Source organism: Phaeobacter sp. CC-HEC084, from assembly GCF_059429255.1.
Genome location: NZ_JCAIJQ010000002.1, coordinates 1956752 through 1974601, shown reverse-complemented (window position 1 = coordinate 1974601; position 17850 = coordinate 1956752). Strand labels below are relative to the sequence as shown.

General features: G+C 63.1%; 17 protein-coding genes. 7 read left to right on the top strand and 10 right to left on the bottom strand.

Annotated features, from left to right (window positions below; genetic code table 11):
* Positions 1-34: 34 nt before the first annotated feature.
* The 10 genes from AC5SSZ_RS09655 to AC5SSZ_RS09610 form a co-directional block, all read right to left on the bottom strand.
* Complete coding sequence (locus tag AC5SSZ_RS09655) at positions 35-466, bottom strand: nuclear transport factor 2 family protein (RefSeq protein WP_495438058.1); 432 nt, start codon at positions 464-466, stop codon at positions 35-37.
* Between the two features lie 57 nt (positions 467-523).
* The gene (locus AC5SSZ_RS09650) at positions 524-2050 is read right to left on the bottom strand and encodes a replicative DNA helicase (RefSeq protein ID WP_065273175.1); all 1527 of its coding nucleotides are present in this window, start codon (positions 2048-2050) and stop codon (positions 524-526) included.
* Positions 2051-2304: 254 nt separating this feature from the next.
* Positions 2305-2985, bottom strand: a complete 681-nt coding sequence (locus tag AC5SSZ_RS09645; protein ID WP_065273176.1) for an orotate phosphoribosyltransferase — start codon at positions 2983-2985, stop codon at positions 2305-2307.
* A gap of 142 nt (positions 2986-3127) precedes the next feature.
* Positions 3128-4183, bottom strand: a complete 1056-nt coding sequence (gene pyrC, locus AC5SSZ_RS09640) for a dihydroorotase (RefSeq protein WP_495438057.1) — start codon at positions 4181-4183, stop codon at positions 3128-3130.
* A gap of 121 nt (positions 4184-4304) precedes the next feature.
* Positions 4305-5261 carry a phosphoadenosine phosphosulfate reductase gene (locus AC5SSZ_RS09635; RefSeq protein WP_274833604.1) on the bottom strand — a complete coding sequence of 319 codons (957 nt, stop codon included), beginning with the start codon at positions 5259-5261 and terminating at the stop codon, positions 4305-4307.
* A 114-nt stretch (positions 5262-5375) separates the two neighbouring features.
* Positions 5376-6518, bottom strand: coding sequence for a glycosyltransferase family 2 protein (locus AC5SSZ_RS09630; RefSeq protein WP_495438056.1), 1143 nt, complete (start codon positions 6516-6518; stop codon positions 5376-5378).
* A gap of 4 nt (positions 6519-6522) precedes the next feature.
* The gene (locus AC5SSZ_RS09625) at positions 6523-7212 is read right to left on the bottom strand and encodes an FkbM family methyltransferase (RefSeq protein ID WP_495438055.1); all 690 of its coding nucleotides are present in this window, start codon (positions 7210-7212) and stop codon (positions 6523-6525) included.
* Positions 7213-7216: 4 nt separating this feature from the next.
* The gene (locus AC5SSZ_RS09620) at positions 7217-9562 is read right to left on the bottom strand and encodes a glycosyltransferase family 2 protein (RefSeq protein ID WP_495438054.1); all 2346 of its coding nucleotides are present in this window, start codon (positions 9560-9562) and stop codon (positions 7217-7219) included.
* A 2-nt stretch (positions 9563-9564) separates the two neighbouring features.
* Positions 9565-10188 (bottom strand): sulfotransferase, encoded by a 624-nt coding sequence (locus tag AC5SSZ_RS09615; protein ID WP_495438053.1) that lies wholly within the window; start codon positions 10186-10188, stop codon positions 9565-9567.
* Positions 10185-11231, bottom strand: coding sequence for a glycosyltransferase family 2 protein (locus AC5SSZ_RS09610; RefSeq protein ID WP_495438332.1), 1047 nt, complete (start codon positions 11229-11231; stop codon positions 10185-10187). Before AC5SSZ_RS09610 ends, AC5SSZ_RS09615 begins: the two co-directional genes overlap by 4 nt.
* A gap of 331 nt (positions 11232-11562) precedes the next feature.
* Between AC5SSZ_RS09610 and AC5SSZ_RS09605 the strand changes: the two genes are divergently transcribed.
* The 7 genes from AC5SSZ_RS09605 (at position 11563) to AC5SSZ_RS09575 (ending at position 17784) form a co-directional block, all read left to right on the top strand.
* Positions 11563-12474 (top strand): AAA family ATPase, encoded by a 912-nt coding sequence (locus tag AC5SSZ_RS09605; protein WP_065273181.1) that lies wholly within the window; start codon positions 11563-11565, stop codon positions 12472-12474.
* 16 nt (positions 12475-12490) lie between these two features.
* Complete coding sequence (locus AC5SSZ_RS09600; protein WP_495438052.1) at positions 12491-13744, top strand: vWA domain-containing protein; 1254 nt, start codon at positions 12491-12493, stop codon at positions 13742-13744.
* Positions 13745-13847: 103 nt separating this feature from the next.
* Positions 13848-14393: a YeeE/YedE thiosulfate transporter family protein gene (locus AC5SSZ_RS09595; protein WP_274831875.1), complete on the top strand. Its 546-nt coding sequence runs from the start codon at positions 13848-13850 to the stop codon at positions 14391-14393.
* Between the two features lie 3 nt (positions 14394-14396).
* A complete protein-coding gene (locus tag AC5SSZ_RS09590) occupies positions 14397-14987 on the top strand; it encodes a DUF6691 family protein (protein WP_495438051.1) in 591 nt (196 codons plus the stop codon).
* Positions 14988-15133: 146 nt separating this feature from the next.
* On the top strand, positions 15134-16117 hold the full coding sequence (locus AC5SSZ_RS09585) for an XdhC family protein (RefSeq protein ID WP_495438050.1): 984 nt from the start codon (positions 15134-15136) through the stop codon (positions 16115-16117).
* Positions 16114-17130: a molybdopterin-binding protein gene (locus tag AC5SSZ_RS09580; protein WP_495438049.1), complete on the top strand. Its 1017-nt coding sequence runs from the start codon at positions 16114-16116 to the stop codon at positions 17128-17130. The genes AC5SSZ_RS09585 and AC5SSZ_RS09580 overlap by 4 nt, the downstream gene beginning before the upstream one ends.
* Before the next feature lie 168 nt (positions 17131-17298).
* The gene (locus AC5SSZ_RS09575) at positions 17299-17784 is read left to right on the top strand and encodes a (2Fe-2S)-binding protein (protein WP_274831879.1); all 486 of its coding nucleotides are present in this window, start codon (positions 17299-17301) and stop codon (positions 17782-17784) included.
* The last annotated feature ends 66 nt before the right edge of the window (positions 17785-17850 follow it).

Genomic DNA, 17850 nt, shown 5'->3' with positions numbered 1-17850 from the left:
GCGTGCTCCCGCCTGTGGCAGGGCATTCAGGCGGTCAGTCGCGGTCTTTTGCCGCTGTCGGCATGGAGGCGTTGGAGTGCCAGAAAATCCGCACACAGGTGGCAAGCCCTTGCTCGTTCAGATCGGCAACCAGGGTGCCGTCCAGCTCCATCCGGGGCAGGGGATCGCCGGGCTGGCGGTCGGGCAGGCCAGTGCCAGTGGATTTTGCCCAGATCTGGAACAATTCCTCGCTGGCGACCTGATAGGTGACGTTCCAGTGGCCGATGCCCCCGGTGGGCGTTTCGGCCAGAACCGAGGGTGTCAGGCATATATCCTGTTGCAGCTTAATCCGATCCCAGTAACGGGCCAACTCGTTGGGGCCGGTCTGCACCTGAAAGGGCGTGTTCCAATATTGCCCGTCGGGGGTGAATAACGCAGCAAAGCCATCGGAATCCTGCGCCTCCCAGACCCGTTTGTAGGCCTGCATGAAATCATGGATGCGTATTGGATGTCCTCTGGCTGAGCTGTTTTGGGAAAGCCTGCTTTATTCGTAGCCGTCCGGCTGCTGCTGCCAGGATTTGGCGAGGTTGCCAAAGCGGGTGAACTGCGCCTCAAATGACAATTCGACCGTGCCGATGGGACCGTGACGCTGTTTGCCGACGATCACTTCGGCCTTGGCATGCAGGCGCTCCATCGCCTGTTTCCACTCTTCCATCTTGTCCAGCTCGTGATCGCCGGGTTTTTCGCGTTCCTTGTAGTATTCCTCGCGGAACACGAACATCACCACGTCGGCATCCTGTTCGATCGAGCCGGATTCCCGAAGGTCCGACAGTTGGGGGCGTTTATCGTCCCGGCTTTCGACCTGACGAGAGAGCTGCGACAGGGCCACTACCGGAATGTTCAGCTCTTTCGCGATGGCCTTCATCCCCATCGAGATTTCGGCGATTTCGTTCACCCGGTTGTCGGACATGCCGCGGCAAAGCTGCAGGTAGTCGATCACCAGAAGGTCCAGCCCGTGGGTCCGCTTCAGGCGGCGGGCGCGGGCGGCTAGCTGCGAAATCGGCAGGGCGGGCGTGTCGTCGATAAAGAGCGGGCAGCTTTCCAGATCCTTGGCGGCCTGCACGAAGCGGCGGAATTCGCCTTCGGTCATGTCACCCTGACGGATCTTGTGGCTGGAAATCTCGGATGCTTCGGCAAGGATACGCCCCGCCAGCTGCTCGGCGCTCATCTCGAGTGAGAAGAAGCCGACCACCCCGCCATCCACGGCGCCTTCGGTGCCATCGGGTTTCACCCCGCGTTTATAGGCCTTGGCGACGTTGAAGGCGATGTTGGTCGCGAGCGAGGTTTTACCCATCGAGGGACGACCTGCAAGGATCAGAAGGTCCGACGGGTGCAACCCGCCCAGCTGTTTGTCGAGATCATCAAGACCGGTGGAAATCCCGGCCATGCCGCCGCCACGCTGATAGGCCTCGTTGGTGACGTTGACCGCCTCGGTCACCGCTTTCAGGAAGGACTTGAAGCCGCTTTCGGTCTGGCCCTGTTCGGCCAGCTGATAGAGCGATTGTTCCGCTTCGACGATCTGTTCTTTCGGCTCCGAGGACACATCCACCCGGCGCGCCTTGTCAGAGATCGACTGCCCCAGTGCGATCAGCTCGCGCCGGATTGCCAGATCATAGATCATCTGAGCATAGTCGCGCACAGCGTAGGCCGAGATTGAGGCCCCGGCCAGTTTTGCCAGATAGGCCGGGCCGCCCAGCTCCTTCAGCCCTTCATCATCTTCCATGAAGGCCTTCAGCGTCACCGGAGAGGCCAGCGCGTTCTTGGAGATCCGCGCCGCGGCGATTTCATAGATGCGAGTGTGGACCGGGTCGTAGAAATGGGTGGAATTGATGATCGACGCCACGCGGTCGTAGACGTCGTTGTTGGTCAGGATTGCCCCCAGAAGCTGCTGTTCGGCTTCGACCGAATGGGGCAGCTCGTTTGCCTCCATGCCGCTGGCCTGCTGCGGGGCATCAGGTTCGGGCATTGGCGCGGGGGGCTGGTCGCCATCAAATGGGGTCAATTCGTTCATCACGGCTCTCTTCGTTCGGTCCGGATAGATAGGTCAATTCGCTGGCCCAAAGCCATCTGGAAATCCCTGTGGGCAACCTGTGGATAGCTGCCCGGTGTCTGGGGATCTTTGCGGCCCCCGCAGGGCGGGACGCTATATCGGGTAGCATGGCACGGATGTACGCCCAAATAAAGTATCCAGCACACTGGGGCTGTTCTGCGGATCAGGCGTGCTGGATCAGGGCTTAAACGGCAGGCCGGGCCTGCCTGCGCGTTTTAGGCGGATTTATGCGCATCCTGCCAGGCACGCGGGTCCTTGAGGAACTTCTCCACCTCATCCAGCGTTTCGGTGCTGAAGGCTTCTTGCGCGCGGGCCTCGGCCAGAACGTCCCACCAGGTGCAGAGGTAGTGCAGCTCGACCCCGTGATCGCCCAGCGTCTTGGTCGTCTCAGGAAAGATGTCGTAGTAGAAGATCACCGCCGTGTGGCCGCAGGTGGCGCCGGTTTCGCGGATCGCATCGACAAAGGACAGTTTCGAGCCGCCATCGGTGGTCAGATCCTCGACCAGCAGCACCCGCTCGCCTTCGCTCATCGCGCCTTCGATGCGGGCGTTGCGGCCATAACCTTTAGGTTTCTTGCGCACATAGGTCATCGGCAGCGCCATGCGCTCGGCCACCAATGCGGCAAAGGGAATGCCGGCCGTCTCACCACCCGCGATATTGTCGAAGGCTTCAAAGCCTGCGTTGCGCATTACGGTGACGGTCATGAAATCCATCAGCGTCGCGCGGATGCGCGGGAAGGAGATCAGCTTGCGGCAATCGATATAGCTGGGCGAGGGCAGGCCGGAAGCCAGCGTATAGGGCGTTTCGGTGTTGAAGTTCACCGCACCGATTTCCAGCAGCATCCGGGCAGAGAGGCGGGCGATTTCTTCGGCAGAGGGGTAGGAGGAGGGGATCATGTGGCAGCTCCGCAAATTGAATGTCTTTCCCCATGCGCAGCCGCAATGCCACGCAGGTTTTCGCGCCCGCCATTGGGGACGGGTCGGGCGCGAACCGGACCGCATGCGGTCCGGGGAATTTTGGCAAGGATCCGCCTCGGGCTCACGCCTGAACCGTCCAATGCACCGGGAAGCCGGGATCGAAGACCGTCACCGGGCCTTCGCCGGTTTCGATCTTTTCCGGGAAGGCGGTGGGGGCGTCCTGTTTGACCAGGGTGATGGTGCTGTCGTTTTCCGGCAGGCGGTAGAAAGCCGGGCCGTTTTTCGAGGCAAAGCCTTCCAGCTTGTCCAGCGCGCCATCCTCTTCGAACACATGGGCGAGCAGCGCCATGGTGTTGGTGGCGGTGAAACAGCCGGCACAGCCGCAGGCGCTTTCCTTGTTGGGGTCGGTATGGGGGGCCGAATCCGTTCCGAGGAAGAACCGCGCATCGCCCGAGGTCGCCGCCGCACGCAAGGCCAGGCGGTGTTCTTCGCGCTTGGCCACCGGCAGGCAATAATAATGCGGTTTGATGCCACCAACCAGGATGTGGTTGCGGTTGATGATCAGGTGATGGGTGGTGATGGTGGCGCCAAGGTCCGCCGCGTTGGCCTTCACATAGTCCACACCGTTGGCGGTGGTGATATGCTCCATCACGACGCGCAGGCCGGGGGTGGCGCGGCGTACCGGATCCAGCACCCGGTCGATGAACACGGCTTCGCGGTCGAAGATGTCGATGTCGCTGTCGGTCACCTCGCCATGCACACAAAGCGGCAAGCCGATTTCGGCCATTTTCTCCAGCACCGGACGCACCTTGTCGAAATCACGCACGCCCGAAGCCGAATTGGTGGTGGCCCCGGCGGGGTAGAGTTTCACCGCCTTGATCAACCCGCTGGCATGGGCCGCGGCCATATCGCCGGGATCTGTGTCCTCAGTCAGATAGAGCGTCATCAGCGGCTCAAAGGACATGTCGCCTGGCAGCGCGGCCAGGATGCGATCGCGATAAGCGGCGGCCTGCGCCCCGGTTCCCACCGGCGGCACCAGATTGGGCATGATGATGGCGCGGCCGAAATGGCGCGCGGTTTCCGGCAGCACGGCCTGCAGCATGGCGCCGTCGCGCAGGTGCAGATGCCAGTCATCGGGGCGGGTGAGGGTCAGCGTCTGGGGCGTGGTCTGTGTCATGGCGCCGCGTTAGCACAGGCACGCAGAAAGGGGAAGAAAGAAGCCCGCGACAGGACGATCTGTCACCGGTGCCGGGTGCTGGGCAAATCCATGCTATAAGACGGCGAGGGACGCGTTGGGATCAGCGTTCCGGCGGCAGGGTGAAATCACCCTCGGCGGCGCGTTTGCGCAGGTTCTGCAGCCGTTGCCGGAACCGCGGCGCGCGCAGGCGCGCGGTCACGTTGCGGCACAGCAGGGTCATCAGATAGGGCCGGTCGCGTTTGTCGAGGTGTCCCATGACGTTGCGCAGATAGGCCGTGTTGTTGCGCCGGGCGCGCAGAACGCGTGACAAAGCCAAATCGGTCAGCTTGCCCGAACCAGCCATCGACAGGATCTGATAGAGCACATCCATCTCGATCAGCCGCGTTTGCACCGCCTCGCCAAAGTCCGGCAGACGGCGGCGGGTGACATTGGGGCGGGCAAACAGGGCGGCGTGCATGGCATCCAGATGTTCGCGCGGATCATACAGGACAAAGGCATGATCGGCGGCGTCCAGCATATCGGGCGCATAGCCATAGCGGTCGGTGAAGGAGGTGCGGCGCATCTCGATAAACCGCTCGTCCCATTCGGTCATGCGCGGATCCAGCGTCGCCTGCGGCTGGATCGCCACCACGGTTGCGCCGGGGGCCGCCACCGAAAAGGCGCTGGCCGCATAGCCGCAGGGGCCGGCGCCGTAGAAGACGACATTGTCGAATTCCTCGAAGAACCCGTCGTCGATCAGCTGGTCGATAAAGCCAAAGACCTGTTCGTCGCGGAACCAGGTGTCGCCATCCGAAATCATGCACAGATGCGACCAGCCAAGGTTGCGGACCAGATCAAAGCCCAAGGGTTGCGCCAGTTCGGACAGGCTCTGGATGCCCTGGATGGTTTCAAAGCTCACGAGCAGCGTGTTGCCCTGATCGATGAAGGCGGCGCAGTGGCGCGCGCCCAGAGGCTGGAACATACCCAGTTCCTCGCTGAGCACAGCAAGCCGCTCTTTCCACTGGGCTGGTTTCAGCCCGGAAAGATCTGTCTCAAGCGCGTCTGAACCGTCCTGCATGCCCATGATCCTCTGCCTCCGGACCTTTGACGGACCGGTAGTTGGGTCTGAAGCTAGGGGCGGAATGCGGCAAAATTGAGAAAAACTCATGCCAGTTTTCCGGCTCTGCGCGGGTCAGTCCGTGCCGCTCTCTTTGGGCGTCTCGGTCTCTCCGTTGGCCCGGTCTGCCGACTGCTCCGGGGGTGCTTGTGGCGCGGGGGCGCTGAGTGCCTGTTCGGCCCGGCGTCCTAATGTTGCGAACCCGGCCAGGGTGCGCGCCGTGACCGCGTTGATCGGGCGCGAGGGCGGGGTCATCAATAGCCGGGCAAAGAGGGCGCGAAACGGTTCCTGCAACATCAGCTCGCGGAACCGGGCGTGACGCCAGGCCACGGCTTTTTCGTGCAGGCGGGCGAGTTTGCCATCCTCCAGCAGCAGCGCCTGAATGGCAGCGCGCGCCTCACTGTAGCGGGCAATGGAGGTATCTTCATCGGTGTTGAAGTTGCGTTCGACCCAGTAGTCCACATCGAGCATATGATCCGAATGCACCGCGCGGCCTCGGTCTGCCTTCAGGACGAAACTTTCCATCGCGCCAAGCGCATAGTGGTTCAGCTGCGCCAGCCGGTGATTGGGCTGGCCGTAGTCGGAAAACAGGCGGCGGGTCTTGAACTGCGGCCCCAGTTCTCGCCCTTCGCAATCGAACCAGCGGAATTGCTCTAGCGCGCTGTCGTCCTCTACCCCGCGCGGGCGGTGCACCCCGGTTTTGCGATAGGTGCCGTCGTTACGATAAAGCGTCTTGAACATCGCCGCGCGCCAGGGCCAGTGGATCACCTCGGGGGCGCAGCGGGTGAACTGCTCGGTCACCGGCGTGTCCTCATAGCGCAGGGTGTCGCCATTGCCGAACAGCCGCCATGTCAGGGTGATGGCGTCGGCCTCTGGCAGCGCTTCCAAGAGGTCGCCCAACTGACCATGGCCCGCGTGGATATTGACGAATTCATCGATATCCAGCGCCATGATCCAGTCGGCCTTTTTCACCAGCCGGTGCCGGTCCGCCAGCTTCAGGGCGCTGAACTGGATGCCACCCTTGCCGTAAGGGCCATCGTTGCGCACATGGGTCAGGTGGCCAAGGTCATCGAGCCGGTCCAGCATCCTGTCGGTGCCGTCCTGGCAGTCGTTTGAAAAGACGAGGAAATCGGTGAAGCCCACGGCGCGGTGATGGGCCAGCCATTCGAGCAGAAAGGCGCCTTCATTGCGCAGGGTCAGGATGGCCAGAAACCGCATGGGCCTACCAGTCGGACCGGAACACGGCGACCTTGCCATGCGACCAGCGCGGGAAGAACACCAGACCGGCGGCATCAAGGCATTGAAAGACCTTGCGGATGCCTGCCTTGCCGATCCATTGCGGATGGGTTTCGATCAGCACCGCCCGCAGCGAGGACAGGTCCATCTTTGGCAACAGCTCTGCCTCGGCGCCTTCGATATCGCAAATCAGAACGCTGGGTCTCAGCTCTGCCATCACCCGGTTCATATCGCGCATCGGCACCTCGACCTGCTGCACGTCAGGGCCATCCTCGGCCATCGGTGCCAGAGAGGAGGCAAGGAAATTGGGCCGCACGTAAAAGGGCGCGGTGCCGTCCGTGTCACTCAGCACCGCATGGGTTACTTTTGCTTTCGTGACGTCGTTGAGCGCATGCACCCGGTGGATATAGGGCAAGAGCTGCGGGTTCGCCTCGAACGAATGCACGGATTGCGCCGGGGTCTGGGTGGCGACCAGCGTCGACATGAAACCGATGCCGCCGCCGAGTTCCATTACCACATCCCCGGCGCGGATCAGCTTTCTGGCGGCCACGGCCTCCTTTGCCTCATAGGCGCCGGTGCGCAGCAGTTTGCGCACGCGCGGCGGCAGCACTGCCTTGTCCAGCGGGAACTTCATATCCAGGCAGGTCAGAACCGGGTCGGTGGCTGCGTCGGTCATGTCTTCAGCTCTCCATATCCAGCGCAAGCGCATAGGCAACGCGTTCGGTTGCGGTCAGTTTCACGTCCAGAGCCTGCCGGTAAAGGGTTTCGAATTCTTCCATCCCGTGCAGTTCCTCGGCCTTGGCGCGATGCCAGTCGAGGCCTTTTTCGTGCCACTGGCGCAGGGCCGCATCCTCCATCAGCCGGTCATATTCGGCGCGCAGGCGCGGAAGGTTCCGTTGGATGGTGACGTCCTTGTGGTCGTTCCAGTCCATGCGGATCCAGTAGTTGAGGCCGATGGAGCGATCCACATGCAGGGCACGTCCGCGCTGACGTTTGACCAGAAAACTTTCGGCCGAGCGCAGCGCGTAGTGGTTGAGCTGCAGCAGATCGTAACCGATGGAGCGGCGCGAGTTGCGCCATCCGTTGTCGAGTACATCCTGCGTCATGTCGCGGCCCGATCCGTTGACCCAGCGGACCTGATCGCGGAACCCGTCCTGCAACTTGTTGGGGCGGTGGCAGCTGATCTTCTGATAGGCGCCGGTGTTCTTGAACATCGTCTTGAAACCCCAGACCGTATGCGGCTTGGGGCAGTATTTCGGCGCGCAGGCATCAAACTGGCCGATGACGAAATCATCCGACAGCCGTGTCACATCGTTATGGCCGAACAGGCGCCAGGTCATGGCGACGTTGGTGGCATCCGGCACCCGGTCAAAGAAATCCTGCAGGGTGCCGTTGCCACAGCGCACGTTGATGAATTCATCCACGTCGATATGCACGATCCAGTCGGCCTGCGTGATCACCGGTTCCTTCAGCGACTGGTTCAACGCGTGCTGTTGCGGAGACTTGCCGCGCCAGTCGTCGTTGTTGCGGTGCTGCAGGATGCCCAGCTCTTGCAGCCGGTCGAGGATCTCGGCGGTGCCGTCCTCGCATCCATTGGTGTAGATCAGGAAATTGTCCACGCCGATGGCGCGGTGATAGGCAACCCATTCCAGGATATAGGGCGCCTCGTTCTTCATGCAGCCGACGATCACATTGCCGCTGCTGCCCGCAGCCAGGGCGCGACGGGGCACCTCCGCATAGGGGGCGGCACGCGCGGTTTCATCCAGCGCGCCGAGATTGTCATGCGGCCGGAAGGGCGAGGTCTGCAACATTTCGAAGTTTTTCAACGCCAGCGGGGTCATCACCTTGCGGGCCTGCGCGGTGGGTTCCGTGGTGGCTGGGTCCGGCTTGGCCTCTTCCGCTGGTCGGGAGGCGCGGGTTGCGGCCTCAATCTGCGGCATGAAGCGCAGCAGGTACTGCGAGGCGCGATAGCCCATTTCCGGGTTCGCCTCTTGCCAGTCTGCGGCGGACGGATCCGGGGCACCGGGCCGGGTGGCGAGGCTGACTGCAGACAATCCGGGGTGCTGCTCGGCAAGGGCCTGATTTGCGGCGGCAAAACGGGCCGAGATGCAGGCCAGATGCGCCGGATCCATCGGGGCGCCGTCGATCTGCAGCTCATTCAGGAAACCGCGCCACATTTTCGGCGGTACGATCCTGCCCTGATGCAGGGTGATGTGTTGCAGCAGCGTATTGAGCTGCCGCGCCCGCGTCAGCCAGGGCGCAGCGGGCATTGCGGGCGGCGTGGCGGCCCCGCAACGTCCGATCTGCTGCGCAATGCCAAAGGCGGCGCGGATCTCTTTGGTGGCCTCCGGACCGTAGAACAGCGCCTCGTCGTAAGAGCGGAAGCTCATGGACCCGGCGCCGAAAACGCTCTCCCAATGCTGTTGCAAGGCCGTATAATCCAGCCAGAAGGGCGCGCCTTCGGTCTCTTCGAACTGGTTTTCCTGCGGTCTGATCTGCGGCTGGTGCGCGAGGCAGGCCTGCCACCACTCCGGCTGATCCACGAGGGCCAGTTCGCGTTCCAGCGGGGCAGCGCGGCCGTTCAGTACCTGCGCGCCATAGCTACGCGCCAGCAGGCGGGCGGGATCATCCAGATGCGCCACGAGGCTGATGTCACCGGACAGCGGGGTCAGCAAATCCTTCAGCCGCATCAGCTCGCTGCGCCGGTGCAGCCTGCTGCCCAGTTGCGAGGCCGAGAGGATCAGAATGTCCGGCTGCGCCTCATTGACCTCACGGGCCAGATCGGCGCTCAGCTTTTCGCGCAACAGCGCTTGCCGCTCGGGATCGGCAAGGCCGCGGGCGTGGCGCAGCGGGTCCACGTGATCGGGATCGGTCACCGCCATGAACAGGCGCGTGTGATTGCTGCCGCCGGGAGAGGTGGGAAACAACACGCCCTTGCCGCGCAACTGGTCCCGTTTGTGGGCCAGGACCTTTTGCAGCCGCTCGGCGCCGGTATGCTCGAGCCCGATATGAAGAACGATGCGCATGGTCAGGAACGTGCCTTCCGGTTGACGTTGGCCTGGCCCCACCAGGGGAGATCACGGCCAAGGAAGGCGCCCACCTGCGCCTGAGCATCGGCATCAGCCACGTTGACCTCCAAATAATCGGGATCCTCGCGGAACCAGTGTTTCAGTGCTTCGTAATGACCGTCGATCCAGATCATCTGCTGTTCGGGCGTCTTGCCGTATCCGATGGGCAGGCCAGGCACCGTGCTGGCGGGCAGCCGGGCGGTGCCAAGGTTGTTCCAGGCCATGATCGATTTGGAATGACTGGCCGCATCGCGCCGGGTGGCGATGAATTTGAGACCCGGGTTGAGATCCTTCAGCACCTTCAGCAGGGCAAAGTCGAACTGCGGCCAGACCGAGAATTTGCCATGGATAAAGCTCACCTCTGACAGCGCATCAAAACCATCCAGATAGGCCATGGGATCGCCGCGCTCATAAAGCCCCTTGTAAAGGAGGCTGCCGACAAAGATCCGCCGCTTGCCGGGTTTGTCTTCCTCGCGGTCGCGCAGGCGGTGATCGGCGACGGTGTATCCCGCCTGCGACAGCGCCTTGCCCAGCGTGGTGGTGCCCGATTTCGGCAGGCCGAGGTTGATGACCTTGAGGCTCATTGCGCCGCCTCTTTGGTCCAGAGGCCCAGGTCGCGCAGCAGGGCCTCTTCCTGTGGCGGCAGGGGTGGGGCGGCGCGCAGTTGATCGCGCATCGCCTGATAGCTGGGCTGGGCCAGCAGCTCATCGCGTTTCGCACGGTGCAGGCGCACGGCCTCCTCGTGCAGGGTGGCGATCTCGAGGTCGGATTTCAGAACGGCAAGCGCCGCCTCCAGCGCCGGAAGATGACGCTGGATCGACAGATCCTCATAGGCGGGGTCATTGCGTTCGCGCCAATAGGTATCGTCAAAGGCGCGGTTTTCCCGGTTCACATCGCCGCGGTCATTCTTCACCAGATAGCTGTCGAGCGAGCGCAGCGCGTAGTGGTTCAGCGTCGCAAGGCTGCGGGCGCCTTTGGCCGGGAGTTTGCGGATATGATCGCGGTTTGCAGCCATCAGGAACCGGAAGGGCACCCGGCGGCCGCCACCATCGGTCCAGACGGGCCGCTTGTCCTTGGCCAAAGCCTTGCGGAAGAACGGGCGATGCGCGCCATAGTATTGCAGCGGAAAATCGCGGCGTACCAGCGTCTTGACCTCGATTGAACCATCGGCGCAGCAGATATCCGGGTTGTGCGAGCGGGTGAACTGGGCAATCACCGGCACGTCTTCGAAGGCCTCGACGCCATCATTGGCAAAGAACTGGAAGCTGAGCGAAATCGCCTGGGGATTACCGCAGGCCGCGATCAGATCGGGGATTGTGTGGTCTCCTGCATGGATATTCAGGAATTCATCCACATCGGCCACCCAGACCCAGTCGGCATCCGCCACGATGGGCTGCTGGCGCGCGTGTTTCAGCGCCTCCATCTGGTAATTGCGCCCCTCGGCCGGGTTGGGCAGATGCTGCACCAGCCCCCGCGCCGCCAATGCATCTAGCAGGTCATCGGTGCTATCGCTGCAATCGTTGGAATAAAACAGAAAATCCGTGACCCCGATCAGCCGGTTATAGGCGATCCATTCGAGCAGGAAGGGGCCTTCGTTCTTGACGCAGGTGACGGCGGTGATGCGCATCATGCATCCCCTTTGGCGTCCCGGCGCGAAGTGCCGGGCTGTGTTGATCCGTGGCGCATCATTCGATCTGTTGCCTTGCCGCCTGCATCTTGCCTCTCGTTACCGCACATCGTCGTCACAAATGGATCGGGTGCAGCCGGGGCTATCGTCATTGCCAAAATCCATGGCAGGGCGGGCGCCCTGCGTCAATCATTGCAGGGTGTATAGCCGTTAACCCTTGTCGAAGTGTTGCCCAACAAACGAAATCAACAATCCGAAAACGGGGGCAGACCAGCCTTGACCGCGCGCTGGGCGCATGGCCTCTTGGTGCGACCAAGCGGGGAGGCAAGGCATGACAGAGGCGCAATCCATCGATCAGGTGCAACAGATGTTGGGCGAGCAGGGCTATGTCTGCGGCCGGGCGCTTGCTACCGTGGTTTTCCTGTCGCTGCGTCTGGGCCGCCCCTTGTTCCTGGAAGGTGAGGCTGGCGTCGGCAAGACCGAGATCGCCAAGGCGCTGTCTGCGGCGCTGGGCCGTCGCCTGATCCGGCTGCAATGCTACGAGGGGCTTGATGCCTCCAGCGCGGTTTATGAATGGAATTTTGCCGCGCAGATGGTGGCGATCCGCACCGCCGAGGCTGCAGGCGGCGCCGACCGCGCGGCGCTGCAAACGGAGCTGTTCTCTGACGAGTTTCTGATCGAACGGCCACTCTTGGAGGCGATGCGCCCCGATGAGAATGGCGCGCCGGTGCTGCTGATCGACGAACTGGACCGTACCGATGAGCCTTTCGAGGCGTTCCTTCTGGAGGCGCTCAGCGATTTTCAGGTGACCATTCCGGAACTTGGCACCATCAAGGCGCCCGAGCCGCCCATCGTGATCCTGACCTCCAACCGCACGCGTGAGGTGCATGACGCGCTGAAAAGGCGCTGCCTGTATCACTGGGTCGATTACCCCGATTTCACCCGCGAGGTCGAAATCCTGCGGGCCCGCGCGCCGGAAGCCTCAGAAAAACTCAGCCGCGAAGTCGTCGCCTTTGTCCAGGCGCTGCGGACCGAGGATCTGTTCAAGAAACCCGGCGTGGCCGAAACCATCGACTGGGCCAATTGTCTGCTGGCGCTTGATGTCATTGACCTCAGCCCCGAGGTGATCGCCGATACATTGGGCGCGATCCTGAAATACCAGGACGATATCGCGCAACTCCAGGGATCGGAGGCGAAACGCATCCTCGACAAGGCAAAGCAGACATTGGAGGAGACGCCGTGATCCGGGTGCTGATCTGATGGTTGAACTGCCCGAACTCTCCCTGCCGGACGATCCGAAACTCGTCCAGAACATCACCCATTTCGCCCGCGCCCTGCGCAAGGCGGGGCTGCCCATCGGGCCGGGCCGGGTGGTGGACGCGGTCGAGGCGGTGGCGGCAGCGGGTTTCACCAGTCGGCAGGATTTCTACTGGGCACTGCATGCCTGTTTCGTGACCCGTCCCGAACACCGGACGGTCTTTGCGCAGATCTTTCGTCTCTACTGGCGTGATCCGCGGTTTCTGGAGCATATGATGGCGGCGATGCTGCCTGCGGTGCGCGGCGTGCAGGAAGAGCGCGCCGCCAAACCCGGTGAAAAACGCGCCGCCGAGGCGCTGCTGGATGGGGCGAATGATCAGATCGACCTGCCAGAGGGGCAAGAGGACGAGGGCACTGAGTTCGAGATCGATGCGACCCTGACCATGTCCTCCGAGGAACGCCTGCGGTCCTTGGATTTCGAACAGATGAGCACCGAGGAAGTGGCCCGCGCCAAACGTATCCTTTCCCAGATGCGCCTGCCGGTGCAGCCGATCCAGTCGCGCCGCCTGATGGCCGCGCCGCATGGGCAGCGGGCCGATTGGCGGCGCACCCTGCGCGATGCGGCGCGTCGGGGTGGCGATCTGCAAGATATCGCCCGCGCGAAACGGCGCATCCGCTGGCCCAATCTGGTGGTGATCTGCGATATATCCGGCTCCATGAGCCAGTACAGCCGCATCGTGCTGCATTTCCTGCATTCGGTCGCCAACCAAAAGGGCGCGGGCTGGGCGAAGGTGCATGGGTTCACCTTTGGCACGCGGCTCACCAATATCACCCGCCATCTGGCGACGCGCGATGTGGACGCGGCCTTGGCCGCAGCGGGCGCCGAGGCGCAGGACTGGGAAGGTGGCACCCGCATCGGCCAGTGCCTGCATGAGTTCAACCGCGACTGGTCGCGCCGTGTGATGGGGCAGGGGGCTGTGGTGCTGCTGATCACTGACGGGCTGGACCGGGACGACCCGGACCAATTGGCCAAGGAGATGCAGCGCCTGCACCTGTCAGCGCGGCGGCTGATCTGGCTGAACCCGCTCTTGCGCTGGGAAGGCTTCGCCCCCAAGGCGCAAGGTATCCGCGCCATGCTGCCCCATGTGGACAGTTTTCGGGCCGGCCACTCCATTGCCTCGCTCGAAGATCTGGCGCAGGTGATTTCCCGCCCCGAGGATCAGGGCGAAAAGGCGCGGTTGATGGCGCTTCTCTGACGAATTCTAAAAGTCGAATGTAATTGATCTGGGTCAAGCCTGACCTGCGCCCGCCCTGCTACATTCCGTAAATGGAATGTAATTTGGGAGGCTGATGATGGCCATGAACTGGAAAACCGGAGGGCTCCTGCTGGGGTTCGTCTTCTTTCTGGCAGTGCTGCTGGTCAAACCGATTGGCGTGTCAACGCAATTCGTGATCCTGGACGGGATCATCGGCGACGCGGTGAACAGCGAATTGGTGACCAAGACCGAGGAGGGATATACCTCGACCAATGCCTATCTGGCGAAATCGAATGGCAAATACGCCAAATCGGTGATGAACCCGCTGAACTACAGCTTTGTCTTTGTTCTTGCGATGGCGGTGGGCGGCTTTCTGTCGGTCATGGCGCGCGGCGGCCTGCCCGCACGGGAGCGTAGCATCCCCGATCTGTGGCGCGCCAATATGGGGGACGGGGTTGCCCTGCGCTACGGCGCGACCTTTGTTGGCGGCTTCATCGTGCTTTACGGCGCGCGCCTTGCGGGCGGATGCACCTCGGGGCACATGATGTCGGGCATGATGCAGACCGCGCTGTCGGGCTATCTCTTTGCCGCCGGGGCCTTTGCCGCTGCGATCCCCGTATCCCTTATCCTGTTCAAGAAGGAGGCCTGAGCCATGATGTCTATCGTTCTCGCAATTGTTATCGGCCTGGCCTTCGGCGCGGTGTTGGACCGTATTGGCGCCAGCAACCCGAACATGATCGGCAAGATGCTGAACCTCACCAATCTCAATCTGGCCAAGACCATCCTGCTGGCCATCGGCACCGGTTCGGTGCTGATGTTCGCGGGGCAGATGCTGGGCTTTGTCGACGTGGGGCATATGTCCGTAAAAACCGCCTATGTGGGCGTCTTAATTGGCGGCTTGATGCTGGGCGCTGGCTGGGCGCTGGCGGGCTATTGCCCCGGCACCGGCGTTGTCGCGGCGGCCTCGGGGCGCAAGGATGCGCTGTTCTTCATCGCCGGCGGCCTTCTGGGTGCTGCGGCCTATATGGTCACCTACCCGATGTGGAAATCGAGCGGCCTTCTGGACAGCATCGCGGGCGGCAAGGTCACCGTTGGCACCGTGCCGGGATCCAAGTTCGACGGGATGACGGCGCTGCCGGGCGATGTCCTCGGCATCGTTCTGGGCCTTGGTTTCATCGCGCTGGCCTTTGCCCTGCCCGAGCGTCTGACGCCCTCCAAATCGAACCTGCAACCGGCTGAATAGGCACCCTCCCGCGCCTGTAACATGCCCGAACGCCCGCCGGTCCCGGCGGGCGCTTTGCGTTGTGCGCTGCGTTTTCGGCTTGAAACCTCTGGCCTTCGCGTCAACCTTGGGGGCAACAAAGGCGGAAGACACGCCGGGAGGATTGCATGTCAGAGGAAACCCAGCGTTTCGAGAACGCGCCGGAGGTGGCGCTGGAATGGCACAGGGATGGCACCGGGGCTGCATTGGCCACGGTGGTGCAGACCTGGGGATCGGCGCCGCGCCGGGCCGGATCGCAGCTGGTGGTGGGCGGCGATGGCCGCATCGAAGGCTCGGTCTCGGGCGGCTGCGTCGAAAGCGCGGTGGTCTTTGAGGCGCTGGAAGCCATCGAGGATGGCAAGCACCGCCTGCTCGAGTTCGGGGTCAGCGATGATGATGCCTTTGCCGTGGGGCTGGCCTGCGGCGGCACCATCAAAGTTCTGGTTGAACCCGTGGGCGGCGCCCTACCGGTCGATCTGCTGGAACAGCTGGTCGCGGCCCGCAAAGACCGTATCGCGCTCGCCTATGAGGTGGATCTGGAGAGCGGCGCGCGCCGTCTGGTGCGCGATGGCTATGCTGAGCGCCTGCGCATGGACCGCTCCGGGGGGGAGGAAGACGGCAAGACCTTCGTTGCCGTGCACAACCCGCCGCTGCGGCTGATCGTGGTGGGTGCGGTGCATATCGCCCAGGCGCTGGTGCCCATGGCGCGGATTGCGGGTTATGATCCGGTGATTATCGACCCGCGCGAGGCCTTTGCCGCCGCCGCGCGGTTCCCGGGCGAGACATTGATGGACGATTGGCCGGACGAGGCGGTGGAAAAGCTTGGCCTTGATGCCCGCACCGCGCTGGTGCTGCTGACCCATGATCCGAAACTCGACGATCCGGCGCTGGAGGCAGCGCTGGGCGCCGATTGTTTCTACATCGGTGCGCTGGGCTCCACCCGCACCCATGCCAAACGGGTGGACCGGATGGTGGCCGCAGGCTTCACCGCAGAACAGATCGGGCGCATCCACGGGCCCATCGGTCTGGATATCGGCGCGGCGGGCCCGTCTGAAATCGCGGTGTCGATCCTGGCCGAGATGACAGCGGTTCTGCGTGGCAAATCCTCATGAAGTTCGGCCCGGTTCCGCTGGATCAGGCCGAGGGGGCGATCCTGGCGCATTCCCTGCATCTGGAGGCCCGCAAGATTGCCAAGGGCACGGCGCTGGCCGCTGAAGATCTTCGCGATCTGGCCGCCTCCGGTTTCTCCGAAGTCACCGCGGCGCGGCTGGAAAGCGGCGATATGCACGAGGATGCGGCGGCGCAGGCGCTGGCCCACGCCATTGTCCCAGACCCAAGCGCCCAAGGGCTGCGCATTTCCGGCGCCGGGGCGGGGCGGGTGAACCTTTACGCCGAAACCTGCGGTGTGGTGGAGCTGGACCGGGCGCAGCTGGAGGCGGTGAATGCGGTCGAGCCGATGATCACCATCGCCACCGTGCCCGCCTATCACCGGGTCGATGCAGGCGGCATGATCGCCACCATCAAGATCATCGCCTACGGGGTGCCAGAGGCGCACCTGAGACAAGCGGCAAGGAATGCAGGCGGGGCGTTGCGGGTGCGCGCCCCGGTCTACAAGACCGCAACCCTGATCGAAACGCGGGTTACGGGCGATACTCCATCCGAAAAGGGCCGCGCGGCCATGGCCGGACGGCTCGACCGGATGGGTATGGAGTTGACAGATCGCGTGGTTGTGCCCCACCGCGAGGCGGAGCTGTCAGCGGCAATTGCCGATGCGCCGGGAGAGGTCATCCTGATCCTGACCGGATCGGCGACCTCGGACCCACTGGATGTGGCGCCTCAGGCGCTGCGGCTGGCGGGGGGCACGGTGACGCGCTTTGGCATGCCGGTCGATCCGGGCAACCTTCTGTTTCTTGGTGCATTGGGCGAAAAGCCTGTGATCGGCCTGCCGGGCTGCGCCCGCTCGCCTGCGCTTAATGGCGCGGACTGGGTGTTGGAACGGGTGATCTGCGGCGTCGCGTTGCGCGGTGCGGATATCGCCGCCATGGGGGTTGGCGGGCTGCTGAAAGAGATTCCCACCCGGCCCATGCCGCGCCGCGCGGGACAGGATGACGCCGGGCGGGGCTGAACGCTGCGCCAGAGAGCACAAAATGTCCGCATCTCCAACGTGTTACGCGCGGCTTCTTGCCGTTTGGCAAAAATGTTACGGCCAGAGGCATTTCTGGGGGTTCGCGCCAGCCGCATCCCGTGCTTAACTCCTATTCAGCCAAACAAAAGTAGCGAATGGGAGGAATTCATGGCGAAGGTCTCGATGACCGTGAACGGCAAGCCCGCCAGCGGTGATGTGGAGGGGCGCACGCTCCTGGCGTCATTTCTGCGCGACGAGCTGGGGCTCACGGGGACACATGTAGGCTGCGATACCAGCCAGTGCGGCGCCTGCGTGGTGCATGTGAACGGCAAGGCGGTCAAATCCTGCACCATGCTGGCGGCCGAAGCAGACGGCGCAGAGGTTGCCACCATCGAAGGGCAGGCGGCTCCGGATGGTACGCTGAATACGATCCAGCAGGCGTTTCAGGATCACCACGGGCTTCAGTGCGGTTTTTGCACCCCGGGTATGGTGATGTCGGCGGCGGCGCTGCTGAAGGAAAACCCCAAGCCGACCGAAGCCGAGGTGCGCGCCTATCTTGAAGGCAATATCTGCCGCTGCACCGGCTATCATAACATCGTCAAGGCGATCCTTGCCGCGTCCGGTCAGGACGTGACGGCCATTGCTGCCGAATAAAGCCATAAGCCCGCCGCGGGCAGCGCAGGGAGGCGCGGCCCGGGACAAAAGACAATTTTGCATGAC